This window comes from Ectopseudomonas khazarica (assembly GCF_004521985.1).
In the GTDB taxonomy this organism is placed as follows: domain Bacteria; phylum Pseudomonadota; class Gammaproteobacteria; order Pseudomonadales; family Pseudomonadaceae; genus Aquipseudomonas; species Aquipseudomonas khazarica.
This window is the reverse complement of sequence record NZ_SBHZ01000001.1, coordinates 347,679-372,793: the sequence shown is the minus strand read 5'-3', so window position 1 is coordinate 372,793 and position 25,115 is coordinate 347,679. Positions and strand designations below refer to the sequence as shown.

The 25,115-nt window shown below is 65.7% G+C and carries 27 protein-coding genes; 15 read left to right on the top strand and 12 right to left on the bottom strand.

What is annotated here, in order from left to right; genetic code table 11:
• Window positions 1-154 precede the first annotated feature (154 nt).
• Window positions 155-1,093, top strand: a complete 939-nt coding sequence (gene dusA / locus EPK82_RS01645) for a tRNA dihydrouridine(20/20a) synthase DusA (RefSeq protein WP_037050733.1) — start codon at window positions 155-157, stop codon at window positions 1,091-1,093.
• Here the strand turns inward: dusA and EPK82_RS01640 are convergent.
• Window positions 1,063-1,389 carry a transcriptional repressor gene (locus tag EPK82_RS01640; protein ID WP_037050700.1) on the bottom strand — a complete coding sequence of 109 codons (327 nt, stop codon included), beginning with the start codon at window positions 1,387-1,389 and terminating at the stop codon, window positions 1,063-1,065. The genes dusA and EPK82_RS01640 overlap by 31 nt on opposite strands.
• A 196-nt stretch (window positions 1,390-1,585) precedes the next feature.
• On the opposite strand from EPK82_RS01640, the gene tal reads away from it, so the two are divergent.
• Window positions 1,586-2,512, top strand: coding sequence for a transaldolase (gene tal / locus EPK82_RS01635; RefSeq protein ID WP_134675584.1), 927 nt, complete (start codon window positions 1,586-1,588; stop codon window positions 2,510-2,512).
• A gap of 54 nt (window positions 2,513-2,566) precedes the next feature.
• Here tal and rssC read toward each other — a convergent pair whose 3' ends face one another.
• A complete protein-coding gene (gene rssC, locus EPK82_RS01630) occupies window positions 2,567-3,049 on the bottom strand; it encodes an anti-sigma factor antagonist RssC (RefSeq protein WP_037050692.1) in 483 nt (160 codons plus the stop codon).
• A gap of 8 nt (window positions 3,050-3,057) precedes the next feature.
• Complete coding sequence (gene rssB / locus EPK82_RS01625; RefSeq protein WP_037050690.1) at window positions 3,058-4,242, bottom strand: two-component system response regulator RssB; 1,185 nt, start codon at window positions 4,240-4,242, stop codon at window positions 3,058-3,060.
• Window positions 4,243-4,456: 214 nt separating this feature from the next.
• Here rssB and EPK82_RS01620 point away from each other — a divergent pair, with 214 nt between their 5' ends.
• Window positions 4,457-4,756, top strand: a complete 300-nt coding sequence (locus tag EPK82_RS01620) for a PilZ domain-containing protein (RefSeq protein ID WP_134675583.1) — start codon at window positions 4,457-4,459, stop codon at window positions 4,754-4,756.
• Window positions 4,757-4,814: 58 nt separating this feature from the next.
• Here the strand turns inward: EPK82_RS01620 and EPK82_RS01615 are convergent, their stop codons facing one another.
• A complete protein-coding gene (locus EPK82_RS01615) occupies window positions 4,815-5,519 on the bottom strand; it encodes an MlaA family lipoprotein (protein WP_037050686.1) in 705 nt (234 codons plus the stop codon).
• Between the two features lie 104 nt (window positions 5,520-5,623).
• On the opposite strand from EPK82_RS01615, the gene EPK82_RS01610 reads away from it, so the two are divergent.
• The 3 genes from EPK82_RS01610 to EPK82_RS01600 all read left to right on the top strand — a co-directional run bounded on the left by EPK82_RS01610 (window position 5,624) and on the right by EPK82_RS01600 (window position 7,196).
• The gene (locus EPK82_RS01610; protein ID WP_037050683.1) at window positions 5,624-6,034 is read left to right on the top strand and encodes an acyl-CoA thioesterase; all 411 of its coding nucleotides are present in this window, start codon (window positions 5,624-5,626) and stop codon (window positions 6,032-6,034) included.
• Window positions 6,035-6,096: 62 nt separating this feature from the next.
• Complete coding sequence (locus EPK82_RS01605) at window positions 6,097-6,813, top strand: phosphatase (RefSeq protein WP_037050681.1); 717 nt, start codon at window positions 6,097-6,099, stop codon at window positions 6,811-6,813.
• A 116-nt stretch (window positions 6,814-6,929) separates the two neighbouring features.
• Window positions 6,930-7,196, top strand: a complete 267-nt coding sequence (locus EPK82_RS01600; protein ID WP_037050680.1) for a DUF4404 family protein — start codon at window positions 6,930-6,932, stop codon at window positions 7,194-7,196.
• 71 nt (window positions 7,197-7,267) lie between these two features.
• Here the strand turns inward: EPK82_RS01600 and queF are convergent, their stop codons facing one another.
• The 3 genes from queF to EPK82_RS01585 all read right to left on the bottom strand — a co-directional run bounded on the left by queF (window position 7,268) and on the right by EPK82_RS01585 (window position 9,604).
• Entirely contained in the window at window positions 7,268-8,098 is an 831-nt protein-coding gene (gene queF / locus EPK82_RS01595) for an NADPH-dependent 7-cyano-7-deazaguanine reductase QueF (RefSeq protein WP_134675582.1), read from the bottom strand.
• 136 nt (window positions 8,099-8,234) lie between these two features.
• Window positions 8,235-8,717, bottom strand: a complete 483-nt coding sequence (locus EPK82_RS01590; RefSeq protein WP_134675581.1) for a GAF domain-containing protein — start codon at window positions 8,715-8,717, stop codon at window positions 8,235-8,237.
• The gene (locus tag EPK82_RS01585) at window positions 8,714-9,604 is read right to left on the bottom strand and encodes an ATP-binding protein (protein ID WP_134675580.1); all 891 of its coding nucleotides are present in this window, start codon (window positions 9,602-9,604) and stop codon (window positions 8,714-8,716) included. The genes EPK82_RS01590 and EPK82_RS01585 overlap by 4 nt, the downstream gene beginning before the upstream one ends.
• Before the next feature lie 108 nt (window positions 9,605-9,712).
• Between EPK82_RS01585 and EPK82_RS01580 the strand changes: the two genes are divergently transcribed.
• The gene (locus EPK82_RS01580; RefSeq protein ID WP_134675579.1) at window positions 9,713-12,034 is read left to right on the top strand and encodes a response regulator; all 2,322 of its coding nucleotides are present in this window, start codon (window positions 9,713-9,715) and stop codon (window positions 12,032-12,034) included.
• Here the strand turns inward: EPK82_RS01580 and EPK82_RS01575 are convergent.
• From EPK82_RS01575 to pdxB, 3 genes are all read right to left on the bottom strand, one after another.
• Complete coding sequence (locus EPK82_RS01575; protein WP_134675578.1) at window positions 12,024-12,482, bottom strand: MarR family winged helix-turn-helix transcriptional regulator; 459 nt, start codon at window positions 12,480-12,482, stop codon at window positions 12,024-12,026. The two genes, EPK82_RS01580 and EPK82_RS01575, sit on opposite strands and share 11 nt — an antisense overlap.
• Window positions 12,479-12,964 (bottom strand): glutathione peroxidase, encoded by a 486-nt coding sequence (locus EPK82_RS01570; RefSeq protein ID WP_134675577.1) that lies wholly within the window; start codon window positions 12,962-12,964, stop codon window positions 12,479-12,481. Before EPK82_RS01570 ends, EPK82_RS01575 begins: the two co-directional genes overlap by 4 nt.
• Window positions 12,965-13,082: 118 nt before the next feature.
• A complete protein-coding gene (gene pdxB, locus EPK82_RS01565) occupies window positions 13,083-14,213 on the bottom strand; it encodes a 4-phosphoerythronate dehydrogenase PdxB (protein ID WP_134675576.1) in 1,131 nt (376 codons plus the stop codon).
• Window positions 14,214-14,363: 150 nt separating this feature from the next.
• On the opposite strand from pdxB, the gene EPK82_RS01560 reads away from it, so the two are divergent.
• Complete coding sequence (locus tag EPK82_RS01560) at window positions 14,364-15,737, top strand: MATE family efflux transporter (RefSeq protein WP_134675575.1); 1,374 nt, start codon at window positions 14,364-14,366, stop codon at window positions 15,735-15,737.
• Window positions 15,738-15,782: 45 nt separating this feature from the next.
• Window positions 15,783-16,865 (top strand): DUF3080 domain-containing protein, encoded by a 1,083-nt coding sequence (locus EPK82_RS01555; protein WP_134675574.1) that lies wholly within the window; start codon window positions 15,783-15,785, stop codon window positions 16,863-16,865.
• Here EPK82_RS01555 and tusA read toward each other — a convergent pair.
• Window positions 16,862-17,113 (bottom strand): sulfurtransferase TusA, encoded by a 252-nt coding sequence (tusA, locus tag EPK82_RS01550; protein WP_037050659.1) that lies wholly within the window; start codon window positions 17,111-17,113, stop codon window positions 16,862-16,864. The genes EPK82_RS01555 and tusA overlap by 4 nt on opposite strands.
• Window positions 17,114-17,329: 216 nt before the next feature.
• The gene (gene rlmM, locus EPK82_RS01545; protein WP_037050655.1) at window positions 17,330-18,385 is read right to left on the bottom strand and encodes a 23S rRNA (cytidine(2498)-2'-O)-methyltransferase RlmM; all 1,056 of its coding nucleotides are present in this window, start codon (window positions 18,383-18,385) and stop codon (window positions 17,330-17,332) included.
• A gap of 222 nt (window positions 18,386-18,607) precedes the next feature.
• Here rlmM and acnA point away from each other — a divergent pair, with 222 nt between their 5' ends.
• From acnA to EPK82_RS01515, 6 genes are all read left to right on the top strand, one after another.
• On the top strand, window positions 18,608-21,349 hold the full coding sequence (gene acnA / locus EPK82_RS01540; RefSeq protein WP_134675573.1) for an aconitate hydratase AcnA: 2,742 nt from the start codon (window positions 18,608-18,610) through the stop codon (window positions 21,347-21,349).
• Window positions 21,350-21,530: 181 nt separating this feature from the next.
• Entirely contained in the window at window positions 21,531-23,096 is a 1,566-nt protein-coding gene (locus EPK82_RS01535) for a methyl-accepting chemotaxis protein (RefSeq protein WP_037050651.1), read from the top strand.
• Window positions 23,097-23,197: 101 nt separating this feature from the next.
• A complete protein-coding gene (locus EPK82_RS01530) occupies window positions 23,198-23,602 on the top strand; it encodes an acyl-CoA thioesterase (protein WP_134675572.1) in 405 nt (134 codons plus the stop codon).
• Window positions 23,603-23,716: 114 nt separating this feature from the next.
• Complete coding sequence (locus EPK82_RS01525) at window positions 23,717-24,238, top strand: P-loop NTPase family protein (RefSeq protein ID WP_134675571.1); 522 nt, start codon at window positions 23,717-23,719, stop codon at window positions 24,236-24,238.
• Window positions 24,239-24,288: 50 nt separating this feature from the next.
• Window positions 24,289-24,525 carry a helix-hairpin-helix domain-containing protein gene (locus EPK82_RS01520; RefSeq protein WP_037050646.1) on the top strand — a complete coding sequence of 79 codons (237 nt, stop codon included), beginning with the start codon at window positions 24,289-24,291 and terminating at the stop codon, window positions 24,523-24,525.
• 33 nt (window positions 24,526-24,558) lie between these two features.
• Complete coding sequence (locus EPK82_RS01515) at window positions 24,559-24,921, top strand: VOC family protein (protein ID WP_134675570.1); 363 nt, start codon at window positions 24,559-24,561, stop codon at window positions 24,919-24,921.
• Window positions 24,922-25,115: the final 194 nt, after the last annotated feature.

Genomic DNA, 25,115 nt, shown 5'->3' with positions numbered 1-25,115 from the left:
TGCCGATTACTTGCCCACCTGCCGGTACCCTCAGCATCGCTGCCGAGGGTACGGGCGCAGGTTTCAACTGCACTGATCGACGATGCATCAAGAATCCAACCTGAAAGCCGCCACCACACGCCCTGCCCTGTCCCGCCGCTTCTCCGTGGCACCGATGATGGACTGGACGGACCGCCACTGCCGCTTCTTCCTGCGCCAGCTGTCGCGCCATGCCCTGCTCTACACCGAGATGGTCACGACAGGTGCGCTGATCCACGGTGATCGCGAGCGCTTCCTGCGCTACAACGAGTGCGAACACCCACTGGCCCTGCAACTGGGCGGCAGCAACCCGCAGGACCTGGCGACCTGCGCGAAGATGGCCGAAGAACACGGCTATGACGAGGTGAACCTGAACGTCGGCTGCCCCAGCGACCGGGTGCAGAACAACATGATCGGCGCCTGCCTGATGGGCCACCCGGCGCTGGTGGCGGACTGCGTGAAGGCCATGCAGGATGCCGTGAGCATCCCGGTGACGGTGAAGCACCGCATCGGCATCAATGGTCGCGACAGCTATGCCGAGCTATGCGACTTCGTCGGCCAGGTGCGTGATGCCGGCTGCCGCAGCTTCACCGTGCACGCGCGCATCGCCATCCTCGAAGGCCTGTCGCCCAAGGAGAACCGCGAGATTCCGCCGCTGCGCTACGACATCGCCGCCCAGCTCAAGCAGGACTTCCCCGACCTCGAGATCGTCCTCAATGGCGGCATCAAGACCCTGGAGGAATGCGAGCAGCACCTGCAGACGTTCGACGGCGTGATGCTCGGCCGCGAGGCCTATCACAACCCCTTCCTGCTGGCGCAGGTCGACCAGCGCCTGTTCGGCGCGCCAGGCAATGGCATCACGCGCCTGGACGCCCTGCTCGCCATGCGTCCCTACGTGGAGCAACACCTGCGCGACGGCGGCACCCTGCACCACATCAGCCGTCACGTACTCGGCCTGGCCCAGGGCTTTCCTGGCGCACGCCGCTTCCGCCAGTTGCTGTCGACTGACCTGAACAAGGTCCAGGACCCGCTGGGCCTGCTCGATCAGGCAGCCGAACTGCTGCGCGGACACTGAGCCGGCGTCACCAGGCGATAGCGGCTGCGCCCTGTCGCCCGGACCATGCCGTTGTCTTCCATGCGCCGCAGGACCTGGCGCACGCTGACCAGGGACAGCGGCTCGCCGGCGTCACACAGCTGCTGATGCAGCTCGCGGGCGGATACGCCCTGCTCCTCATCCGCCACGCACAGCGCCTCCACCACCTTGAGCCGGGGCATGCTGAAGCGCAGCCCGACCGCCTGTAGCCATTCACGACACTGGCGCGTGTCCGGCACAGCTTCGAGTGAACGAGAGGTCTGGGTCTGGGTCGACATAATTCGGGTTCCTTGGCTGCTCGTTACAAGTCGGACTCCACCGACTCAGGGGCGTTCTACCACGCCTGTATAGATAAAGACGAACGAGCGAGCAAAAAGCGCATCCCATGCAGGTAAATTTTGTCAGTGACCCGACCGTTGAGCGCCCGGAGCGCCTCGGGTAAGGTCATGCCATCCGCAACGACAAGGCCACGTCATGACCTCCAAGCTGGAACAACTCAAGCAGTTCACCACCGTAGTCGCCGACACCGGCGACCTCGACGCCATCGCTCGCCTGCAACCGGTGGACGCCACCACCAACCCGTCGCTGCTGCTCAAGGCCGCGGCCTTGCCCCGCTATGCCGACCTCCTGCGCCAGGCCGTCGACGCGGGCAAGGGGGACCTGGGCCTGGCCTGCGATCACTTTGCCGTCGCGGTCGGTCAGGAGATTCTCAAGGTCATCCCAGGGCGTATCTCGACCGAGGTCGACGCACGCCTGTCATTCGACACCGAGGCCACCCTGCAGCGTGCCGAACGCCTGATCGGTCTCTACGAAAAAGCGGGGATCGGCCGCGAACGCGTGCTGATCAAGATCGCTTCGACCTGGGAAGGCATTCGCGCGGCCGAACGCCTGGAGAAAGCGGGCGTACAGACCAACCTGACCCTGCTGTTCGCCTTCGCCCAGGCCCAGGCCTGCGCCGATGCCGGTGTGTTTCTCATCTCGCCGTTCGTAGGGCGCATCTACGACTGGTACAAGAAGGCCGAAGGCCGCGACTTCGTCGGCAGTGAAGACCCGGGCGTGCAGTCGGTCACCCGCATCTACGACTACTACAAGCACAATAGCTATGACACGGTGGTGATGGGCGCGAGCTTCCGCAACCTCGGCCAGATCGAAGCACTGGCTGGCTGCGACCGTCTGACCATCAGCCCCGAGCTGCTGCAGAAACTGGCCGAGGACGACGGCCAGCTGAGCCGCCAGCTGGCGCCAGGGGCAGCGGGCGAACCGCGCCAGTGTCTCGATCAGAGCGGCTTCCGCTGGGCGCTGAACGAAGATGCGATGGCCACCGAGAAACTGGCCGAGGGCATTCGTCTGTTCGCCCGCGACCAGGAAAAGCTCGAGGCGCTGCTGACCGCCACGGCCTGAATGAAAAAAGGGGGCGTCAGCCACGCTGACGCCCCCTTTCGAATACGCCCGAGGTCAGTGCCGTTCGAGCGCGCTGACCAGATCGTGAAAGGCCTCGCGATTGGAATCGTTGAGCCCCATCAGGATACGGTGCGCTTCCAGCACCTTGGCCTTGACCACTTCCTCGGACTGATCCTGCGAAGGCAGGTCGTCCAGGCACTCCGGGCAAGGGATCGGCCGGTTGACGATATTGAACACCTGATCGAAGCCCATGGACTCCAGCAGGCGGGTGATATCGTCGTGCGTGGTCACGACGGTGGGCAACAGGCCAACCTTCTGCCGGGACAGAATGGACAATTTCGCCAGCAAACCGAGTGTGGTGCTATCGATACTGCGGGTTTCGGTCAGGTCGATGACGATGGCCGAAAAATTCAGTGCGGTAAAAATCTTTTCAATCGTGGCATCCAGCGCTGAACACAATGTCAGCCGGACTTCACCGACGAACTTCAGGACGAAGGTACCGTCCTGCTCGGCGAATTGGATGCGACCGGGGCTCATCCCAGGATTCATGCAAGGTTCCTGCTCAACACCAGCAAGGCGATATCATCCGGCATCTCGCCCAGATTGGCCAGACCGAGAACTTGACGCAAACCACTCAGGGTACCGCCAGCCTGGCTAAGCAGTTGTGGCAGCACCAGTTCCTTGTCTTTCAGGGTATCCCCCGGCAACAGGTCGAGGATGCCATCGGACAACAGGGTCAGGCTGAACGACTCGGGTAGCGCCATGACCAGGTCGTTGTATTCGGCCTCTTCGAACAGGCCGACCGGCAGACCACGCCCTTCCAGATAGCGGGCCTGGCCGTTCTCGAACAGCACGGGCAGCGGTAGGTGGCCACCGACGCTGTAGGTCAGCGTACCGCTGTCCTGGTCGATCACCCCGCCAAGCATGGTCACGTGCTTGCCCAGCTTGCAGTTGATCAGCCCACGGTTGATGTGGCCGAGCACGTCCGAGGGCTTGAACTCCGGCAGCCCGCCGCCGCGACGCCACTCGTAGAGCAGGCGCGTGGTCATGAACTTGAGCAGCACGGTGACGAACGCGGAGGACGCGCCGTGCCCGGAGACGTCCGCCAGATAGAAGGCGATGCGCCGTTCGTCGATACGGAAGTAGTCGACGAAGTCACCGGAGAGGTACAGCGACGGAATGATCTGGTGCGCGAAGGTCAGGTCATCCACCTGCCAGGGCGTCACCGGCAGCATGTTCATCTGCACCTGGCGCCCGGCGTTCTGGTCTTCCTGCAGCAGGTGCAGGCTGGCCTGCAGTTCGCGGTTGGCCGCTTCGAGCTTGTCGCGGTAGCGCTGGTTTTCCTGGCGCAGGCGATAGCGGTCGAGCGCTCGGTTTACCGAGTGCTCGAGCACGGCCAGGTCTTCCAGGGGCTTGATCAGGTAATCGGCCGCGCCCAGGCGCAGGGCCTCGACGGCATCGTTCATCACGCCGGCCCCGGACACCACGATGACCGGCACTTCGATGCCCAGCGCATTGATTCGGCGAATCAGCTCGAGTCCGTCGACCTGCGGCATGCGCAGGTCACAGATCATCAGGTCGGGGTGTTCCTGCTGAAAGACTTCCAGCCCCTGCAAACCGTTATTGGCCTGCAACACCTTGAAGCCGCTGTCTTCGAGATAGGCCGCGAGGCTTGCACGCACGACGTCGTCGTCGTCGATGATCAGCAGAGTGGCACTGGTTTTGTGCATGGGGTATCCAGGCAAACTGCGCCAGGGCAATTTTTGGTCACTGCCCGTAGCGCGGCGCCGCATCGGTGGCGCCAGGGCGATTTCAAGGGGCAGACGGTACTCCCATCTGTCCAGCGATTCAAGCCGGGACCGGTCGTCGTTCGGCGGCTTTACAGGTCAAATCGGCGGGGGTTATAAGAGCCGCGGGAGAGCTCATAAGAAGAGGACAGGGTCCATGAGTCAGAACGATCGAGCGTACAGCGAGAAACGCGACTACATCCGCATGCGATTGGAAGCTCCAGTCATCCTCCATCATGCTGGCCGGGAAATCCCGGCAATGTGCCTGGATCTCTCCAGTACCGGCATGCAAATCGAGGCCGAAGTCACCTTGAGCATGGGCGACAAGGTCAAGGTCCACATCCCCTCCGAACACAACGAGCTGGCGGGCCTCGATGCCCAGGCCGAGGTGGTGCGCATCAGTGAACTCGAGGATGGCCGTCAGTCGCTCGGGCTGGCCATCCTCTCCATGAGCTGAAATCTGCCCTTACGAAAAAGGCGGCCCTGGGCCGCCTTTTTTGCATCCGCCAAGGTGCTCAGAAGTCGTCCTCGACCTCACCGTCCTTGACCTTGAACTCGCGGCTCTGCAGGTAGGCGTTGCGGATGAAGATGTACTTGTCGCCGCTGACCAGGCGCTCGGCCTGCAGCAGGCTGGCACGGGTGTCGATGACTTCCACGCCACGGGTCACGTTGCGGGTCGGCACGTGGTCCATGTACGGATAGGGCGTCAGGAAGCTGTCCGGTACGCGGCCGGTGGCATCACGCACGGTGCTCGGGCCGAGGAACGGGATCACCAGGTAGGGCCCGCTCCCCACACCCCAGGCGCCGAGGGTCTGGCCGAAGTCTTCGTCGTTCTTCTGCAGCCCCATGTGCTTGGCCACATCGAAGAAGCCCAGCAGACCGAAGGTGGTGTTGAACAGCAGACGACCGGTATCGACGCCGGCATCGTGGAACTTGCCCTGCAGCAGGTTGTTGGCCAGGTTGCCGACATCGCCGATATTGCCGAAGACATTGTGCACGCCGTCTTCGAGGAACTGCGGCGTCACGGCCTGGTAGCCCTGTGCGACCGGCTTCAGCGCGTAGGTGTCGAGCGTGTCGTTGAAGCTGAACATGGCGCGGTTGAAACCCTCCCAGGGGTCATCCTCCGACGCCGCCTGACTCAGCACAGGCAAGCAGCTCAGGCCGACGAGCGCGACCAGACTGCCGAGGCGCGCGATCCAGCGAGTACCGGTCACATGCATTGAATTCTCTCCTTGAGGAAAATAACGTGGCCACCGCCAGCGGCCCGAAGGCCGCGTAGTATAAAGCCAGGAGCCCGGATTGGGCAGCATAGCGAACAATTGCCATGACCGATAAGACACTGCTGCATACCGCCCACATCCCCGTACGCTGGGGCGACATGGACAGCTACGGACACGTCAACAACATCATCTACATGCAATACCTGGAGGAAGCCCGCGTCGCCTGGCTCGAACTGGCGGGCGTGCCCATGAGCAACGTGCCCCAGGGCCCGGTCGTGCTGCAGACCCAGCACACCTACCTGAAACCCGTGGTCCACCCGGCGACCGTGATCGTCGAGCTGCGCGCCGGCAAGGCTGGTCGCAGCAGCCTGGTAGTCGAGCATCGCCTGAGCACGCTGGACGATCCCGAGACGCTGTACGGCGAAGGTTACTGCAAGCTGGTGTGGGTCGATCACGCCAGCGGCCGTTCCGTTGCCCTGCCAGAACACGTGCGTGCGCTGTTCGCCGTCACCTGACGGTCATCTTTTGGTCATCCAGCGCCAGTAGATTGAGCGGGGCCACTGTCACGGACGCTGCCATGCCCTCCTCCCCGACCGCCCTCCTCTTCGAGCTATCCGGCTGCCTGGTCGACTTCGGCGCGCGCACGCTGCCCGTCGCCCTGCAACGGCTCTACCCCGAATGCAGCACAACGACGCCTGTCGACACCCCTCAGCAGGCACTGGAGGCTTCACTGGGGCGCCCCGCGACGCCAGCGCAGCTGCAGGCCCTGCGGGAGACGCTCAGCGAGGTGGCCGGAGAACACGCCGAACTGGCGCCAGGCGCCGAACGCCTGCTCAATGACCTGGCCGACGGTGGCGTGCCTTGCGCCTGGCTCGACAGGCTGCCGAGCGATGCCAGCCTGCGCCTGGCCGAGGCGCTGCCGGACTCGGTGCTGGCAGCCCTGCCGCAGCAGGCCAGAGCCTGGCCGGCCCCCGACAGCTGCTGGCAAGCGCTGACTCAGCTGGGGGTCGAGCGCCTGGACGGCTGCATCCTGGTCAGCGGCAACCCGCTGCTGCTGCAGGCCGGGCTGAACGCCGGTTGCTGGACCATCGGCCTGGCCGCCTGCGGCCCCTTGTGCGGGCATGCCCCGGCCGACTGGCAGGCGCTGGCCGGCAACCAGCAGGAGCGCCTGCGTGCCGAAGCCACGCTGCAGCTCTATCGCCTGGGCGCTCATTCGGTGGTCGATCACCTGGGCGAAATCGCCGCCAGCCTGGACGACATCGGCATGCGCCGCAGCAAGGGCGAAAGACCCTGAGCGGTTGATCCGGGTCAGGCAAAAGCGCCACGCTTGGAGTACCCTTCAGGTACAGGCGGAAAACTTCCAGCATGGCCTGGGGTCAATGCCTATGCCGATTCGACAAGGAGAACTCTATGCCAGCAAGCGACCTGCAGCAGCAACTGGAAGCCCTACAGCAACACCTGGCCCAGGACACGCCGCTCAGTGAGGAAGAACGGGCATCGCTTTACCTGCTGACCCAGGAAATCGAGGTGCAACTGGCGCGCGAGGCCGCGGCTGCACCGGATGCGACGCTGGTCGATGGCGTCAACCTGGCAGTGGAGCGTTTCGAGGCCAGCCACCCCACGCTCGCCGGCACTCTGCGCAACATCATGCAAAGCCTGGCCAACATGGGCATCTGAACAAGCCAGCGCCGGATGACACCGGCGCCTCCAGCAGAAAATGCCGCCCGATGGCGGCATTTTTCATGGCATCACTGACGCGCGAGACGACCGTTCTCGCTAGTGATCGCGTCCGTGCTGCGGTAGGGATTGATGTCCAGCCCTCCACGGCGTACGTAGCGCGCATACACGGTCAGCGACTGCGGGTTCAGCAGGCGCTGCAGGTCGAGGAAGATGCGCTCCACGCACTGTTCGTGGAAGTCGGCGTGCTGACGGAAGCTCACCAGATAGGCCAACAGGCTGGCAGGGTCCAGCGCCGCGCCCTGGTAGTGCACCACCAGGCTGCCCCAGTCCGGCTGACCGGTGACCGGGCAGTTGGATTTGAGCAGGTGGCTGTGCAGGCACGCCTCCTCCACCCGTCCGGCGTCACAACGCAGCAGCTCCGGCTGCGGGTGATCGTACTGGCTGACGCTGATTTCCAGGTCGTCGATGCACTGGCCCGGCAACGTCGCCACGCCCTCCTCCGCCACTTCCGCCAGCGAACGCAGACGCACGGCCACCGGCTTGCCGGCCACCGCAGACAGATCACTGGCCAGGGTCGCCTGCACCTCGTCCCAACTGGCGAACATCGTCTGGTTCAGCGAGTTGAGATAGAGCTTGAACGACTTCGACTCGATGATGTTCGGCGAATCGGCCGGGATGGCGAATTCGGCGATGGCCACCACCGGCTTGCCGGACGGCAGCAGCCAGGAAAGCTCATAGCAGTTCCAGTAATCCACGCCCTGATACGGCAGGTTGGCGCCATCCAGGCCCAGCTCGGCCCACTTGGTCGTGCGCGAAATGGGAAACAGCAGTTCGGGGCTGTATTCGGCGATGTACTGGCTGGACTTGCCCAGCGGAGAGTGTTCGGCGGGGTGCTGCATGGTGCGGAATCCGGAATGGCGAGAACCGGGCGAGTTTAATGACTTGAGCAGCGCTTGTCCTGAGCCGTTGCGCAAGGCGCGCCGGTCGTGGGCACGCAGCCGCGCCGGTGCGCGGCCGCTGGTGCCCCGTCACGGCTCAGCAGTCGCTGGCTGCCAGGAAGATCGCCGCCAGCGCCTCGACCCCGGCCTGATCGGCCTCGCTGAAACGCCCGAGCGACGGGCTGTCCAGGTCCAGCACCCCGATCAGTCGGGCATCCTTCACCAGCGGCACGACCAGCTCGCTGTTCGAGGCGCTGTCGCAGGCGATATGCCCGGCGAAGGCATGCACGTCTTCGATGCGCTGCGTCTGCCGGCTGGCAGCAGCGGCGCCACAGACGCCACGGCCGAAGGGGATGCGCACGCAGGCAACCTTGCCCTGGAACGGCCCGAGCACCAGTTCGCCGTCCTTGACCAGGTAGAAACCCGCCCAGTTCAGGTCCGCCAGTTCATGGAAGAGGAAGGCGGAGAACTGCGCGGCATTGGCGATGAAATCCCGCTCGCCGCTGAGCAGCGCCTCCAGCTGTGCGCTCAGCAAGCGGTAGCCATCGAGTCCGGAGCCGGTTTGCGACAGATCGATCATGCCTGTTGCTCCAGCAGTTGCAGGCCGACCCAGTGACGGGCGAACTGATAAGCGCAACGGCCGTTGCGGTTACCGCGCCCCAGCGCCCAGCGAATGGCGGCCTTTTCCAGCGCCTCGTCCCAGTTCCAGCGCAGGCCGACCTGGCGCGCCTGTACCTCGACCCAATGACGCACGACGATCAGGAAGTGCTCCTGGCTGAAGGGATAGAACGACAGCCACAGACCGAAGCGGTCGGACAGCGCGATCTTGTCCTCGACGGCCTCGCTGGGGTGCAGCTCGCCATCGACCATCTTCCAGTTCTCGTTGTCGCTCTGCCGCTCGGGCACCAGATGGCGGCGGTTGGAGGTGGCGTACAGCAATACATTGTCCGGCGCCTGCTCCAGCGAGCCGTCGAGCACGCTCTTGAGCACCCGGTAGTCGCCCTCGCCCGCCTCGAACGAGAGGTCGTCACAGAACAGCACGAAACGCTGCGACAGCCCCGCCAGCAGCTCCACCACCCGTGGCAGATCGGCCAGGTGGTCGCGTTCGATCTCGATCAGGCGCAGGCCTGCCGCAGCGTGCTCGGCGAGCAGGGCGCGCACCAGCGATGACTTGCCCGTACCCCGCGCCCCCCACAGCAGTGCGTGGTTGGCCGGCAGGCCGCTGACGAACTGACGGGTGTTGCGCGCCAGCTGCTCGCGCTGGACATCCACCCCCAGCAGATCGCTCAGCGACAGGTCCAGGCACACGTCCAGCGGCTGCAGGAAACCACTGCGGCCATCACGCACCCAGCGCGCCGCCACGCAGTGGCTCCAGTCCACGTGCGGACGCAGCGCCGGCAGCAAGGGTTCAAGGCGTTCCAGCACCTGCTCGGCGCGGGCCAGAAAGTCCAGCAATCGGGAATCCACGATCGACTACTCCTTTTGCGCAGAACCGCACGTTGCAGGCTCTGCCGATACAGCGTCGCGATCAGCTATGCTTGGCATGCGCCAAGGATCAGAGACACGCACACATTCATGGATATTTCGCTCACCAATCGCCTGTCATTCAAACAGGCCGGCCTGACCGTGCTGGTGGCGTTTATCCTCGGCACGCTGTTGAGCGTCACCCAGGTGGCGATCGATTATGCCAGCGAAGACGCCTCCATCAACCGAGAGATTCGCGCCCTGCTGGAAATCAGCCACAACCCGGCAGCGCGCATCGCCTACAACATCGACGCGGAACTGGCCCAGGAGCTGGTGCTCGGCCTGTTGCGCTCGCCAGCGGTTACCCGCGCCGAGCTGATCGACAACAGCGGCCTGGTGCTGGCCAGCGTCAGCCGGCCGCGCAGCGAGAGTCGCTACAGGGTATTCAGCGACAGCCTGTTCAGAGCCGAGCGCGAATTCCAGGACCCGCTCTTCGTCTCCCATGCGCCCCATGAGGCGCTGGGCATTCTGCGCCTGGAGGTCGACACCTATGCCTTCGGCAGCCACTTTCTGCGGCGCTCCCTGCTGACCCTGCTGACCGGTTTCGCCCGCAGCCTGCTGCTGTCGCTGATCCTGCTGGTGCTGTTCTACTTCATGCTGACCAAGCCGCTGACCGGCGTGATTCGCGCGCTCAGCGAGCGCAACCCGCAGGACCCGCAACATCGTCCGGTGCCCTGCCCGGAAGGCCACGAGCGCGATGAGATCGGCATTCTGGTGGAGGTCACCAACCGCCAGCTGTCGAGCATCGCCCAGGAAATCGAGCAGCGGCGCAATGCCGAGGACCGCCTGACCCAGTACCTGAACGAGCTGGAGAACATCGTTTCGGCGCGCACGGCCGAACTCAAGGCCACCAATGCCCGCCTCAGCCAGTCCAACCGCGAACTCGAGGTCGCCCGTACCACGGCGCTGAACATGGCGCAGGCGCGTTCGGCCTTCCTGGCCAACATGAGCCACGAGATTCGCACGCCGCTCAACGGCCTGCTGGGCATGCTCGCCCTGGCACTGGACGGCCCGCTCAGTGCCGAACAACGCCAGCAGCTGGGCATCGCCCATGACTCCGGCAAGGTGCTGGTCGACCTGCTCAACGATATCCTCGACCTGTCCAAGTTCGAGGCCGGGCAACTCGAACTGGAGTCCATCCCGTTCGATATCGGCGCCCTGGCCGAAGAAACCGCCAGCCTGCTGTCGCAGAACGCGGCAGGTGCCGTCGAGCTGACCTGCCTGATCGACCCCGCGCTGCCGGCGCAGGTGCTGGGTGACCCGACCCGGGTGCGCCAGATCGTCAGCAACCTGCTGTCCAATGCCTTGAAGTTCACCCGCTTCGGCCGCGTCGACCTGGCGCTGACGCGCTGCCCCGAGGGGATCTGCATCCGCGTGCGCGATACCGGCATCGGCATCTCCGAGGAAGCCCAGGCGCGCATCTTCCAGCCTTTCGCCCAGGCCGAGGTGGGCATCACCCGCGAGTATGGCGGTACCGGCCTCGGCCTGGCGCTGACCCGACGTCTCTGCGAGGCCATGCATGGCCAGCTCAGCCTCGACTCCAAGGAAGGCTTCGGCAGCGAGTTCCGCGCCGAACTGCCGCTGCCCACGCATGCGCAGGCCAACCCGCAGCCGCTGCTGCAAGGCAACATCGTCGCGCTGACCGCCGCCAGCAGCGGCCTGCAGCAGATGCTCAGCCAGTGGCTGCCCGCCTGGGGCCTGGGCTTCCGCCGCCTGGATACCGATGCCAGCCTGCTCGGTGTCGACGCCGACCTGCTGATCAGCGACTGCCCGGAGTGCCTGCTCGGCATTCGCCCGGCCATCAGCACACCGGTGCTGCTGGTGACGGCCTATGGCAACTTCCTGCCGCACGATCAGGCGCAGCGTCTCATGCCCCTGCTGCAGATCGCCCGCCCGCTGTCCCGCAGCGGCCTGATCCAGGTGCTGCGGCACATTCTGCAGAGCGACGACGGCGACGTGCATGCCGACGCCCAGACCAAGCCGACCCGCTCGAGTTCGGCCCGCGTGCTGCTGGTCGAGGACAACCCAGTGAACCAGATGGTGGCCAAGGGCATGCTGAGCAAGCTCGGCTACCAGGTACTGATCGCCGGCCACGGCGCCGAGGCCCTGGACGTGCTGGAGCAGGAGTCCGTCGACCTGGTCCTGATGGACTGCAACATGCCGGTGATGGATGGCTACGAGGCCAGCCGGCGCATTCGCAGCAACGGTCGCTGGCCGGAACTGCCGATCGTGGCCCTGACCGCCAATGCGCTGTCCGACGAGCGCGAACGCTGTCGCGCCGCCGGCATGAACGATTACCTGGCCAAGCCCTTCCAGCGCGAGGAGCTGGCCAACATGCTCAACACCTGGCTGCCTGAGAGCGTCAGCCGTTGAGCCTGGCCAGCAACTGGTCCAGATTGCGCCGCAGCCCCTCCATCTCCAGCAGCTCCTGATCGGCGAACTGGCACAGCAGCTGCGCCTTCAATGGCGGGACCTGCGCGCGCAAGCCCTGCCCCGCCTCGCTCAGTGCCAGATGCACCTCACGTTCGTCGCTGACCGAGCGCCGCCGCAGCACCAGACCCATCTGCTCCAGGCGCTTGAGCAGCGGCGTGAGGGTCCCCGAATCCAGCTGCAGGCGCTGGCCGAGCGCCTTGAGCGTGGGCTGCACCGGCGCCTCGTCCTGCCATTGCCACAGCACCAGCATCACCAGGTACTGCGGGTAGGTCAGGCCCAGCGCGTCGAGCATCGGCTTGTAGGCACGAATGACCGCGCGTGACGCCGCGTACAGCTTGAAACACAGCTGGTTGTCCAGCTGCAGTTGCGCGCTATCGGATGCACTCATTTCAACAGCGCTTCGATCTCGCTGCCCAGCTCTTCCGGCTTGGTGGTCGGGGCGAAACGCTTGACCACCTGGCCATCCTCACCAATCAGGAACTTGGTGAAGTTCCATTTGATGCCCTGGCTGCCGAGCAGGCCCGGCGCACGCTTCTTCAACTGCACGAACAGCGGATGCGCATCGCTGCCATTGACGTCGACCTTCTTGAACAGCGGGAAGCTGACACCGAAGTTCAGCTCGCAGAACTCGGAGATCGCCCCTTCGTCACCCGGCTCCTGCTTGCCGAACTGGTTGCAGGGGAAGCCAAGCACCACCAGGCCCTTGTCCTTGTACTGCTGCCAGATGCTTTCCAGGCCCTTGTACTGAGGAGTGAAGCCGCACTTGCTGGCGGTGTTGACCACCAGCACGGCCTTGCCGCCGAAGTCCGCCAGGGTTTTCTGCTCGCCCTTGATGGTGGTGACCGGAATATCGAAAAGCGCATTGCTCATGGGAATCGTCCTGAATGGATGAGAGTGGCGAACAAAATAGCGAGCAACTAAATTGCATGCAATTTAATACCCATAAAAATAAGGCGCATGGATAGCGCCTCATTGCCTGGCCGCAGCGTTACACCAAGGTTGCGCCCAGCGCCTGCACCAGCCTGGCGAGTTGCGGCGCTTCGCCCTGGAGGCGTACGCGCAGCCCGTCGATCTCGCGGCGCATCGGGTAGTGCTTGCGCAGGTGGTCGAATGCCGCGCGGCGCGTGGCGGCCTCGCCCACGAGGCTGCGGCGAAAATCGGCGTCGTCGCGCCGTGGGTCGTATACCGCCCGGCACAGGCTGGTCAGCAGCCAGCCGGGCTCGGCGCTGGCATCGACGCACAGCTCACCCAGCCAGGGCGGCGGCAGCAGATCGGCCAGGCTCACCTGCTCGGCCACGCCGAGAACGCGGCAGCAGGCCTGATAGATCTGCGCCGTACCGCGCAGCTTGCCGTCCAGGCTGTAGCCGGCGATATGCGGCGTCGCCAGCTGGCACAGCGCGGCCAGTTCGACATCGACCTGCGGCTCCCCCTCCCACACATCCAGCACGGCCTGAAGATCGCGCCGCATCGGCAACAGCTCGCGCAGGGCGGCGTTGTCCACGACCGCGCCGCGACTGGCGTTGATCAACCAGGTGCCAGGCTGCAATGCGGCCAGGCGCCGGGCATCGAACAGGTGGCGTGTCGAAGCGTCCAGCGGCGTATGCAGGCTGATCACGTCGCACGCCTCGATGATCCGCTGCAGATCGACGAACGCGCCGCCCTCGGCAGCCTGTCGCGGTGGATCACAGACCAGCACCTGCCAGCCCAGCGCCTGCAGCACATCGACCAGGCGCCCGCCGACCTGCCCCGCGCCCACCACGCCGTAGACCCGCATGGCCGGGTCGACTCCCTCGCGCTCGGCCAGGGCGAGGATGCTGCCCAGCACATAATCGACCACGCCACGGGCATTGCAGCCCGGCGCACTGCTCCAGGCGATGTCCGCCTCGGCGAAGTAGTCGAGGTCCAGATGATCGGTGCCGATGGTGCAGGTGCCGACGAAACGGACCTTGCTGCCTTCGAGCAGGGCGCGGTCGACCTGGGTCACCGAGCGCACCAGCAGCAGGTCGGCATCGCGCACGTCCGCCGCATTGATCGCACGTCCGGGCAGGCGGCGGATACGGCCGAAACCGGCAAAGAATTCATCGAGCAGGGGAATGTTTTCGTCAGCGACTATCAGCATGGCGGGCTCCACGAGGCAGGCGCCCATTCTAAGCCAGCATCGCCGTCAGCGTCGCCCCGCAGGCCGCTTGACGGTGCGTCACACCGAGCTTTCCTGACCGACACGTCAAGGCGTAGACTACGCGGTTTCCTGCTTTCCCGAAGAACCGAAATGTCCACCGACACCCGCCTTGGCCGCGTGCGCACGGAACTGCGCAGCCTGCTCCTGCTGGCCACCCCCATCATCATCGCCCAGCTGGCGCACACCGCCATGGGCTTCGTCGATACGCTGATGGCCGGGCGCGTCAGCCCGCAGGACCTGGCCGCCGTAGCGCTGGGCAACTCGATCTGGGTACCGGTGTTCCTGCTGATGACCGGCGTGCTCCTGGCGACCACACCCAAGGTCGCTCAGCGTTTCGGCGCGGGCGAAGAACCGAGCATCGGCCCGCTGGTACGCCAGGCCCTGTGGCTGGCTCTGGCCGTGGGCGGCAGCGCGGCGACGCTGCTGTGGAATGCCGAGTTCATCCTGCGCCACATGAATGTCGAGCCGGCCCTGGTCACCCCGGCCATGGGCTATCTGCGGGCCGTGGCCTGTGGCTTTCCTGCGGTCGCGCTGTTCCATGTGCTGCGCTGCTTCAGCGACGGCCTGGGCCACACGCGACCGACCATGGTGCTGGGCATCATCGGCCTGATGCTGAACATTCCGGCCAACTACATCTTCATCTACGGCAAGTTCGGTTTGCCGGCCATGGGCGGTGTCGGCTGCGGCTGGGCCACGGCGCTGGTGATGGGCTTCATGCTGATCGGCATGCTGGTCTGGGTGAAATGGGCGCCGTACTACCGCGCCAGCGGGCTGTTCGCTCATTTCGAGTGGCCGCAATGGGCCGTGATCCGCCGCCTGCTGGCCATCGGCGTACCGATTGGCGTGGCCGTCTTCGCCGAATCCAGCATCTTCGCGGTGATCGCCCTGCTGATCGGCGGCCTCGGCGCGACCGTGGTCGCCGGGCACCAGATCGCCCTGAACTTCAGCTCCATGGTGTTCATGATTCCCTACTCGCTGGCCATGGCCTCCACAGTGCGCGTCGGTCAGGCACTGGGACGCGGGCAGCCGCGCGAGGCGCGCTTCGCGGCCGGTGTGAGCATGGGCGCCGCGCTGGGCTACGCCTGCCTGTCGGCCAGCCTGATGCTGTTGCTGCGCGAGCAGATCGCGCAGATCTATACCCCGGACAAGGCAGTGATCGCGGTGGCGGCGACGCTGATCGTGTACTCCGCGCTGTTCCAGTTCTCCGATGCCATCCAGGTCACTGCTGCCGGCGCCCTGCGTGGTTATCAGGACACCCGCATCACCATGCTGCTGACGCTCTTCGCCTACTGGGGCATCGGCCTGCCGGTGGGCTACGCCCTGGGGCTGTCCGACTGGCTCGGCGAACCCAGCGGCCCCAGCGGCCTGTGGCAGGGCCTGGTGGTCGGCCTGACCTGCGCGGCGGTGATGCTCGCCATTCGCCTGGCGCGCAGCGCACGCAGGCGCATTCGTCACGCGGTCTGAACGAGGGCGATTGGATAGCCGGGGGATCGGCTCTAGACTGAGCCCATGACACGACTCGTCCTGTTCCTCGGCCTCCTGCTGCTGGCCGGCTGCCAACCGGGCAACGACGGGCTGGCACTGCAGCGCGACTACCTCGAGCGCCTGCAGCGCTCGCTCGACGGCGCGGACTTCGCGCCCTTCGACACGCGCACGCTCAGCCAGTATCGCCTGCCCGCGCGACGCCAGCGCCTGCTGGAGCTGCCGGAACTGCGCATCGGCCTGCTCGATCTGGTGATCGATGCGCGGCGCTGCCCGCACCTGCAGCAACTCATCAGCCAGCGCAACAGCAGCCTGGGCAAGCAGCTCCTGCCCAGCCAGCGCCTGGGTTACGAGGGCGACCTGCTGCGCGCCATCGACGACTGCCTGCCGCACCTGCCGGACAGCGCCAGCCTGAAAGGCACCCTGCAGCGCCTGGCCGCAGAGAAACGCCGGCAACTGCCCGCCGTGTTCTGGAACGCACTCAATGGCAGCCCGGAGTTCGAGCACTACCTGCGTTTCGCCGACCAGGCATTGCCGCTCGGCAGCCAGGAAGACAACGCCGCCCTCGACGCCCTGCAGCGCCTGGCCAGCGTCGGCGCGGCCCTGCCCCGCCAGCTGCCGCCGGGCAGCGACACCCTGGACCCGCTGTTCTTTGCGCTCTACGCCAGCGAGCAAGGCGGCCAGCTGATCACCAGCCTGGCCAGCCTGCGCCACACTCTCGACGCCGGCAGTGAACTGCTGGAGCAGCGCCAGCGCACGCGCCCCCTGTGCCCGCTGGGCCAGGCGACGCCACGCGGGCGCATCCTGCAGAACATCTTCGTCAAGTTCTACGCCGGCGGCCTGCAGCCTTATCTGGCCCAGGTCGACCAGCGCGGCCAGCAGTGGCAGGCGGCGCTGCAGCAGCTGCAGCGCGTCGAGGGCATTCCAGCGGCCACCCGCGAGCACCTGCAGCGACTGGCTGGCGAACAGGACGGTTTGTGGCAGGCGTTTCGCGCCGCCACGGCGCGCCACGTCAAGGCCTGGCAGAAGGTGCTGAACAGCTGCGGCCTGGCGCCGGGGCAAACGGGATGGAAAGGCGCTGGGCGCGACGCCGAATCCTGGGCTGGCTAGTCCGTCTTCTTGCGGATCCAGTACAGGTAGGTGCCGTCTTCCTCGGCCTGGCCGAGCAGCTCATGGCCCAGGAACACACAGAACTTGGGAATGTCACGCCGGGTCGAGGGATCGGTGGCGATCACCTTGAGCAGGCCGCCCGGCGACAGGTCGCGCACCTTGTTGTGCAGCATCATCACCGGCTCGGGGCAGTTCAGGCCACTGGCGTCGAGCAGGTCATCGTGATTGAGGGTCAGGGCTTCGGACATAGGGGGCTCCACAGGCAGGCGCGCATTGTCGCGCAAAGCTGACCTCCAGGTCACCCTGCGCGCACAACCTTGGATGGGCGGCGCATGCTCGCCAACTGCGGCAGAGTGCCTGCGCTCCGGCGTGTCAGGGATGGCCCGCACGCGCGCTCCGGGAGGACTCCGGAACGACGCGGGAGTCCGGGCCGGGCCCCTGCGGCCCGAGCCCGGTTCATCCCCTCACTTGCCGTGGCGGCGCAGATGACAGGTCACTTCCTCACGGTCGTGGTAGAGCTGCTTGCAGCCGATACTGACCTTCATGCCTCGCTCCGCCAGCCCCGACGCGATGCGCTCGAGCAAGCGCCGCACCTCGGCATAGCGCTGCTTCATCGGCAGCTTGAGGTTGACCACCGCCTCGCGGCACAGCCCCTCGCCCAGCCAGGTCTCGATCATCGAGGCGGTGCGCGCCGGCTTCTCGACGATATCGCAGACCATCCAGTGCACCGGATGGCGCGGGCGGAAGGTAAAGCCGTCAGCCCGCTGGTGCACCACGAACCCCGAATACATCAGGCTTTCGGCCATCGGCCCGTTGTCCACGGCAGTGACGCGGATTTCCCGGTTGACCAGCTGCCAGGTCCAGCCACCGGGCGCAGCGCCCAGGTCCACGGCGGTCATGCCCGGCGCCAGGCGCTGGTCCCACTGTTCACGCGGGATGAAGTGATGCCAGGCCTCCTCCAGCTTGAGCGTGGAACGGCTCGGCGCCTCGCGCGGGAACTTGAGACGCGGAATGCCCATCGGCCACATCGCCAGGTTATCCGCCTCGGCGATGCCGGCGAACACCTCGCGGCCGCTCTTGAAGGTCAGCAGCAGGCGCGGTTTCTTCGCGTCCTCCACCAGCCTGCCGGCCTTGAGCAGCGCCTTGCGCAGCGGGGCCTCGAACTTCTTGCAGAAGGTGGAGACTTCCTTGCCCTCGTTGGTGTCGAGCACCTCCAGCCACAGGCTGCCGCACACCGGGTAGTCGGCCAGTGCCTCCAGCAGCACACTGATGCGCTCGCTCTCCGGCAGCTCGACGAAGCGCCCACGCGCCCACTGCCGCGGGAAGATCAACTGGTTGAAACGCACGCTGCGCATCAGGCGCTCGCAATCGGCCGCATCGTTGCAGACGAACTCGGCGCACGCGCTGCCAGGCTTGGCCTTGGAGTAGCCGGGCACGTCCAGACGAGCCGCGAGGTCGCTGATCTCGGCGCAGACCTCGCCCTCGAAACCGGGGCGGCAATGCAGAAACAGGGTATTCATCAAAGCGTCTCCTTGAGCCGCGCATGATACCTGAGGCGGGAACCTGAGGCCTGCAAACCTGTCCAGCTACTGTGTAGCCATCATCGTTTGAAGCGGCTACGACTTGCTCGCAAACCACGCACATTCAAGGATACGGCTCGCAAGACTCGTCAGGCAGGACTAGCTTGAGAGTCTGCCGCCATCAGACATAGCCCGAACCGTGCGGGCCCAAGGAGACGTGCAATGCCCTCCCTCGATAGCCTGAACTGCCGCCGCGAACTGAAGATCGGCGACACCACCTACCACTATTTCAGCCTGCCCGAGGCGGCCCGCCGCCTTGGCGACATCCAGCGCCTGCCCAAGTCGCTCAAGGTGCTGCTGGAAAACCTGCTGCGCAACGAAGACGGCCAGACCGTGAGCGCCGAAGACCTGCAGGCCATGGTCGACTGGCTCGGCCAGCGCGCCTCGGACCGCGAGATACAGTACCGCCCGGCACGGGTCCTGATGCAGGATTTCACCGGCGTCCCGGCGGTGGTCGACCTGGCCGCCATGCGCGACGCCATGGCCAGGGCCGGCGGCGATCCGCAACGCATCAACCCGCTGTCGCCGGTGGACCTGGTCATCGACCACTCGGTGATGGTCGACCGCTACGCCTCCTCCAGCGCCTTCCACGACAACGTCGAGCTGGAAATGCAGCGCAACGGTGAACGCTATGCCTTTCTGCGCTGGGGCCAGCACGCCTTCGCCAACTTCAGCGTGGTACCGCCAGGCACCGGCATCTGCCACCAGGTCAACCTCGAATACCTGGCACGCACGGTGTGGACGAAGAGCGAGGACGGCGCCACCCTCGCCTACCCCGACACCCTGGTCGGCACCGACTCGCACACCACCATGATCAATGGCCTCGGCGTGCTCGGCTGGGGGGTTGGCGGCATCGAGGCGGAAGCAGCCATGCTCGGCCAGCCGGTGTCGATGCTGATCCCCGAGGTCATCGGCTTCAAGCTCAGCGGCAAGCTCAAGGAAGGCATCACCGCCACCGACCTGGTGCTCACCGTGACGCAGATGCTGCGCAAGAAAGGCGTGGTGGGCAAATTCGTCGAGTTCTACGGCGACGGCCTGGCCGAGCTGCCACTGGCCGATCGCGCCACCATCGCCAACATGGCACCGGAATACGGCGCCACCTGCGGCTTCTTCCCGGTGGACGACATCACCCTCGGCTACCTGCGCCTGTCCGGCCGCCCGGAAGCGAGCGTGCAACTGGTCGAGGCCTACAGCAAGGCCCAGGGCCTGTGGCGTGAAGCCGGGGCAGAACCGCTGTTCAGCGACAGCCTGAGTCTGGACATGGGCAGCGTCGAAGCCAGCCTGGCCGGGCCCAAGCGTCCGCAGGACCGCGTCGCGCTGGGCCAGGTCAGCCAGGCCTTCGACGACTTCGTCGGCCTGCAGCTGAAACCGGCGGCCAGGGAAGAAGGCCGCATGCTCAACGAAGGCGGCGGCGGTACGGCCGTCGGCGGCGACCAGCAGAGCGGCGGGATCGACTATCAGGACGACGGCCATACCCACCGCCTGCAGGATGGCGCCGTGGTGATCGCCGCCATCACCTCCTGCACCAACACCTCCAACCCCAGCGTGATGATGGCGGCCGGCCTGCTGGCCAAGAAGGCCGTGGAGCGAGGCCTGCAGCGCCAGCCCTGGGTCAAGAGCTCCCTCGCCCCTGGCTCCAAGGTGGTCACCGAATACTTCGCGGCCGCCGGCCTGACCCCCTACCTGGAAAAACTCGGCTTCGACCTGGTGGGCTACGGCTGCACCACCTGCATCGGCAACTCCGGCCCGCTGCGCGAGCCCATCGAGAAAGCCATCGCCAAGGCCGACCTGACCGTGGCCTCGGTGCTCTCCGGCAACCGCAACTTCGAGGGCCGCGTGCATCCGCTGGTGAAGACCAACTGGCTGGCCTCGCCGCCCCTAGTGGTCGCCTATGCCCTGGCCGGCAGCGTGCGCATCGATCTCACCCGGGACGCGCTCGGCACCGGCAAGGACGGCCAGCCGGTCTACCTCAAGGACATCTGGCCGAGCCAGGCGGAAATCGCCGACGCCATCGCCAAGGTCGATACCGCGATGTTCCGCAAGGAGTATGCCGAGGTCTTCGCCGGCGACGCGAAGTGGCAGGCGATCAGCGTGCCCGAGGCCGACACCTACGCCTGGCAGACGGACTCCACCTACATCCAGCACCCGCCGTTCTTCGAGAACATCGCCGGCGATCCCCCGCGCATCACTGACATCCGCGATGCGCGCATCCTCGCCCTGCTGGGCGACTCGGTGACCACCGACCACATCTCGCCGGCCGGCAACATCAAGGCCGACAGCCCGGCCGGACGCTACCTGCGCGACAATGGCGTGGCCCAGGCCGACTTCAACTCCTATGGCTCGCGCCGTGGCAACCATGAGGTGATGATGCGCGGCACCTTCGCCAACATCCGCATCCGCAACGAAATGCTCGGCGGCGAGGAAGGCGGCAACACCCTGCACATCCCCAGCGGTGACAAGCTGGCGATCTACGACGCCGCCATGCGCTACCAGGGCGAAGGCACGCCGCTGCTGATCGTCGCCGGCAAGGAGTACGGTACCGGTTCCAGCCGCGACTGGGCGGCCAAGGGCACCAACCTGCTGGGCGTCAAGGCCGTGATCGCCGAGAGTTTCGAGCGCATCCACCGCTCCAACCTGGTGGGCATGGGCGTGCTGCCGTTGCAGTTCAAGCCCGGCACCGATCGCAACACCCTCGGGCTGACGGGCCAGGAGACGCTGGCCATCGAAGGGCTCGAAGGCGTGGAACTGCGCCCGCAAATGCCCCTGACCCTGATCGTCAGCCGCGAGGGTGGTCAGCAGGAACGGGTCGAGGTGCTGTGCCGCATCGATACGCTCAATGAGGTCGAGTACTTCAAGGCCGGTGGCATCCTGCACTACGTGCTGCGCCAGATGATCGCCAACTGACGCAAATGCCCTGCTGCTTCCTGCGGCAGGGCGCCTATTCTTCGTTGGGTCAGGGACGGCCACCATCGCGACAGAAATGTGACGCCATTCAAAAAGCGTTACACTCGCAAAAAACGGATTCAGCCCTCAACTTCGCCACTTGCCGGCCGATGACAGGGCATTACAACGACGGATACCTGCCATGCGTAACAACCAACCGGTCACCCAGCGCGAACGCACCTTCCCTGCGCAGCAGCGTCTGATCTCCACTACCGATCTCAAGGGTCAGATCACCTACTGCAACGACGCCTTCGTCGAGATCAGTGGCTTCACCCGCGAAGAACTGCAACGTGCGCCGCACAACATCGTGCGCCACCCGGACGTTCCGCCGGCCGTGTTCGATCACATGTGGACGACCCTCAAGAGTGGCCGCCCGTGGATGGGTATCGTCAAGAACCGCTGCAAGAGTGGTGACTTCTACTGGGTCAACGCCTACGTCACCCCTATCACCGAGAACAACCAGGTGGTCGGTTACGAGTCCGTCCGCGTCAAGCCCAGCGCCGAGCAGGTACGCCGCGCAGAGGCACTCTACGCACGGGTCAACGCCGGCAAGTCGGCCATTCCGGCGAGCAATCAGTGGGTGCCCATCGTCCAGGCGTGGATGCCGTTCATCCTGGTCAGCCAGATCGGTTTTCTCATCGGCCACTGGATGGGCAGCAACTGGGGCTTCATCCTCGCCGCCCTGCTCTCCGTGCCGCTGGGGCTGGCCGGCATCGCCTGGCAGACCCGCGGCATCAAGCGCCTGCTGCGCATCGCCGAGCAGACCACCTCCGACCCGCTGATCGCGCAGATGTACACCGACAGCCGTGGCGCCGAAGCACGCCTGGAGATGGCCATGCTCAGCCAGGGTGCGCGCCTGAAGACCTGCCTCACCCGGCTGCAGGACACCGCCGAGCACCTGACCCAGCAGGCGCGCGAAGCCGACAAGCTGGCCCACAACAGCTCGGCCGGCCTGGAGCGTCAGCGCAGCGAAACCGAACTGGTCGCCACCGCCGTCAACGAGATGGCCGCCACCACCCTGGAAGTGGCCAGCAATGTCGCCCGCACCGCCATCGCCACCCAGGAGGCCAATCGCCTGACCAGCGAGGGCCGCGGCATCGCCGAGGAAACCCGCGAAGCGATCCAGCGCCTGTCGCAGTCGGTGGGCGATACCGGCGAGACCGTCACCCGCCTGGCCCAGGACAGCAATGAAATCGGCGGCGTGGTCGATGTGATCAAGGGCATCGCCGACCAGACCAACCTGCTGGCCCTCAACGCGGCCATCGAAGCGGCCCGCGCCGGCGAGATGGGGCGTGGTTTCGCCGTGGTGGCGGATGAAGTCCGGTCGCTGGCGCAACGCACCGCCGAATCCACCGAGCAGATCCACACGCTGATCGCCAAACTGCAGCGCACCGCCGAAGAAGCGGTGATGACCATGGAAATCGGCCGCAAGCAGGCCGACGAAGGCGTCGAACGCGTGCTGAAGGCCGACCAGGCGCTGTCCGGCATCAGCGATTCGGTCGCCAACATCGCCGACATGGCCAACCAGATCGCTGCCGCCGCGGAAGAACAGAGCGCCGTGGCCGACGAGATCAATCGCAACATCACCACCATCGCCCAGCTGGCCGACCAGACGGCTGGCGAGGCGCAGAACACGGCCAAGCTCAGCCAGGCCCTGACCGGCACCGCCCAGGGCCAGTACGCGCTGGTCGAACGCTTCAACCGCTGACCCCGCCCCGGCGCAGTGGCTCAGCCGCTGCGCCGGGTTGCGCACCTGCGCTGTTCCAGGCGCACAGTACGTCCAGCAACGCCCAACCCGAGACCTTCCCCATGAGCTTTGTAACGAAGCGACGAATTCTCTTCGGCGACTGCGACCCGGCCGGCATCGTCTACACGCCACGCATCAGCTACTTCGTCATCGAAGCGGTGCACGACTTCCTGGCTCACGCCCTTGGCGGGCCGGCCATACGCGAAATCTTCGCGATGGGCATTCTGCCTCCCGCCCGCGCACTCTCGATCGAGTTCCTGGCGCCCATGGCCTGGGACGAGGTCATCGACATCGAGGTGCGCAGCGGCGATCTCACCACCAGCTCGTTCTCCTTCTGCGTCGAGGCCCGCAATGCCGCGCACGACGTCACCTTCCGCGCCACCCTCACGCAGGTAGCCGTGTCCCCCGAGAGCAAGCGCCCCATCCCGCTGCCCCAGGCGCTGCGTGACGCCCTGAGCGCGACCTGACGCCCCACGGCGACCCGACACGCGCCTGCATGCGGCGTTTGTACAGTACCCAGGCGCCGGGCAGCCGTGCAATCATCCGGCACAACGCAGTGCACGCGAAGGGAATGATGAGGCATGAAACGGATAGCCGTTTTCGGCAAGCCAGGTGGCGGCAAGTCCACACTGGGCAGGAAACTGGCACAGGCCAAGGGCCTCGAGCTGTTCCCCCAGGACCTGATGGTCTACCGAGCCGACGGAACCAAGGTGTCGAACGAGGAATACGACGCGGCGCACCGCGCCATTCTGGACAGGGACGGCTGGATCATCGAAGGTCTGGGCACGCTGGAGTCCTTCTGGCAACGGCTGGAATCCGCAGACACGCTCATCTACGTCGACCTGCCATACTGGCAGCACTACTGGTTCACCTGCAAGCGACTGCTGCAGAGCGCATGGGTGAGACCGGAAGGCTGGCCGGAGGGCAGCTCCGTGCTGAAAGGCACCCTGGCGAGCTGGAGATACCTGCGCCTGTCACCACGTTTCTGGACCAGCGCCTTGCTCGCCAGGATCGAGGCAAGCGCCGCCGGCAAGGCGCTCTACCACTTGCAGTCGACCGCAGATATCGACGCCTTCGTCAACGCGCATACGGTGCGCCGCTGAACACGCGCCAGTCGATCAACGGCAAATTCAATCCCTCGGTAGCCATCACCATGCCCTTTCCAGCCCATGAATACGACGCACTGATCAGCCTCAAGGGCGTAGGCCCGACCGTCGTTCGACGACTCGAACAGATAGGTTTCAACTCACTCGGCGACCTGGCCGAAGCCTGCGTCGGCGATATCGTCAGCGCCGTATCGGCCCAGCTTGGCTCGACCTGCTGGAAGAACAGCCCGCAGGCACGCGCAGCCATCCAGGCGGCCATCGACCTGGCCAGATCCCGTCAGTGAATCCACCCTGCACACAGAGCCAAGGAGCCCGGCATGCCTGCCCACGAGAAGATCGACTACGTCGAATACCCCACCCGCAACCTGCCGGCCAGCAAAGCCTTCTTCCAGGCCGCATTCGGCTGGCATTTCACGGATTACGGCCCGGATTACGCGGCATTCGCGGGCGAAGGCCTGGACGGCGGATTCTTCAGCGCCGAGATGTCGGCGCGTAACGAACACGGCAGCGCGCTGATCGTGTTCTACAGCGCGCGACTGGAGGAAACGCTGCACAAGATCGAGGCTGCTGGCGGGAAGATCGTCAAACCGATCTTCGCCTTCCCGGGAGGCCGGCGCTTCCACTTCGTCGAGCCCGGCGGCAACGAGTTCGCCGTGTGGTCGGAGCCGGACAGCCAGTAGCCGACCCCCTCTGCAGCAGTGCCCGCCCTCGCCCAGGTCCCGTACGCGGTGCCAGGGGTGCGGGAATACCGGCGGAGAAACGCTGTAATAGTTGACCGCCGGCATTCGTTTGACCACTGCCCTGGGTGCACATTAACGTCCCTGCCCTTCACCTCTCGGGCGAGCGTCGCTGCGCCCGGGTCGTGGATGCGGAT

Excerpts from the sequence above, each read along its gene's own strand:
- dusA (WP_037050733.1), top strand. The coding sequence starts at position 155 with ATGATGGACTGGACGGACCGCCACTGCCGCTTCTTCCTGCGCCAGCTG.
- EPK82_RS01640 (WP_037050700.1), bottom strand. The coding sequence starts at position 1,389 with ATGTCGACCCAGACCCAGACCTCTCGTTCACTCGAAGCTGTGCCGGAC.
- tal (WP_134675584.1), top strand. The coding sequence starts at position 1,586 with ATGACCTCCAAGCTGGAACAACTCAAGCAGTTCACCACCGTAGTCGCC.
- rssC (WP_037050692.1), bottom strand. The coding sequence starts at position 3,049 with ATGAGCCCCGGTCGCATCCAATTCGCCGAGCAGGACGGTACCTTCGTC.
- rssB (WP_037050690.1), bottom strand. The coding sequence starts at position 4,242 with ATGCACAAAACCAGTGCCACTCTGCTGATCATCGACGACGACGACGTC.
- EPK82_RS01620 (WP_134675583.1), top strand. The coding sequence starts at position 4,457 with ATGAGTCAGAACGATCGAGCGTACAGCGAGAAACGCGACTACATCCGC.
- EPK82_RS01615 (WP_037050686.1), bottom strand. The coding sequence starts at position 5,519 with ATGCATGTGACCGGTACTCGCTGGATCGCGCGCCTCGGCAGTCTGGTC.
- EPK82_RS01610 (WP_037050683.1), top strand. The coding sequence starts at position 5,624 with ATGACCGATAAGACACTGCTGCATACCGCCCACATCCCCGTACGCTGG.
- EPK82_RS01605 (WP_037050681.1), top strand. The coding sequence starts at position 6,097 with ATGCCCTCCTCCCCGACCGCCCTCCTCTTCGAGCTATCCGGCTGCCTG.
- EPK82_RS01600 (WP_037050680.1), top strand. The coding sequence starts at position 6,930 with ATGCCAGCAAGCGACCTGCAGCAGCAACTGGAAGCCCTACAGCAACAC.
- queF (WP_134675582.1), bottom strand. The coding sequence starts at position 8,098 with ATGCAGCACCCCGCCGAACACTCTCCGCTGGGCAAGTCCAGCCAGTAC.
- EPK82_RS01590 (WP_134675581.1), bottom strand. The coding sequence starts at position 8,717 with ATGATCGATCTGTCGCAAACCGGCTCCGGACTCGATGGCTACCGCTTG.
- EPK82_RS01580 (WP_134675579.1), top strand. The coding sequence starts at position 9,713 with ATGGATATTTCGCTCACCAATCGCCTGTCATTCAAACAGGCCGGCCTG.
- EPK82_RS01575 (WP_134675578.1), bottom strand. The coding sequence starts at position 12,482 with ATGAGTGCATCCGATAGCGCGCAACTGCAGCTGGACAACCAGCTGTGT.
- EPK82_RS01570 (WP_134675577.1), bottom strand. The coding sequence starts at position 12,964 with ATGAGCAATGCGCTTTTCGATATTCCGGTCACCACCATCAAGGGCGAG.
- pdxB (WP_134675576.1), bottom strand. The coding sequence starts at position 14,213 with ATGCTGATAGTCGCTGACGAAAACATTCCCCTGCTCGATGAATTCTTT.
- EPK82_RS01560 (WP_134675575.1), top strand. The coding sequence starts at position 14,364 with ATGTCCACCGACACCCGCCTTGGCCGCGTGCGCACGGAACTGCGCAGC.
- EPK82_RS01555 (WP_134675574.1), top strand. The coding sequence starts at position 15,783 with ATGACACGACTCGTCCTGTTCCTCGGCCTCCTGCTGCTGGCCGGCTGC.
- tusA (WP_037050659.1), bottom strand. The coding sequence starts at position 17,113 with ATGTCCGAAGCCCTGACCCTCAATCACGATGACCTGCTCGACGCCAGT.
- rlmM (WP_037050655.1), bottom strand. The coding sequence starts at position 18,385 with ATGAATACCCTGTTTCTGCATTGCCGCCCCGGTTTCGAGGGCGAGGTC.
- acnA (WP_134675573.1), top strand. The coding sequence starts at position 18,608 with ATGCCCTCCCTCGATAGCCTGAACTGCCGCCGCGAACTGAAGATCGGC.
- EPK82_RS01535 (WP_037050651.1), top strand. The coding sequence starts at position 21,531 with ATGCGTAACAACCAACCGGTCACCCAGCGCGAACGCACCTTCCCTGCG.
- EPK82_RS01530 (WP_134675572.1), top strand. The coding sequence starts at position 23,198 with ATGAGCTTTGTAACGAAGCGACGAATTCTCTTCGGCGACTGCGACCCG.
- EPK82_RS01525 (WP_134675571.1), top strand. The coding sequence starts at position 23,717 with ATGAAACGGATAGCCGTTTTCGGCAAGCCAGGTGGCGGCAAGTCCACA.
- EPK82_RS01520 (WP_037050646.1), top strand. The coding sequence starts at position 24,289 with ATGCCCTTTCCAGCCCATGAATACGACGCACTGATCAGCCTCAAGGGC.
- EPK82_RS01515 (WP_134675570.1), top strand. The coding sequence starts at position 24,559 with ATGCCTGCCCACGAGAAGATCGACTACGTCGAATACCCCACCCGCAAC.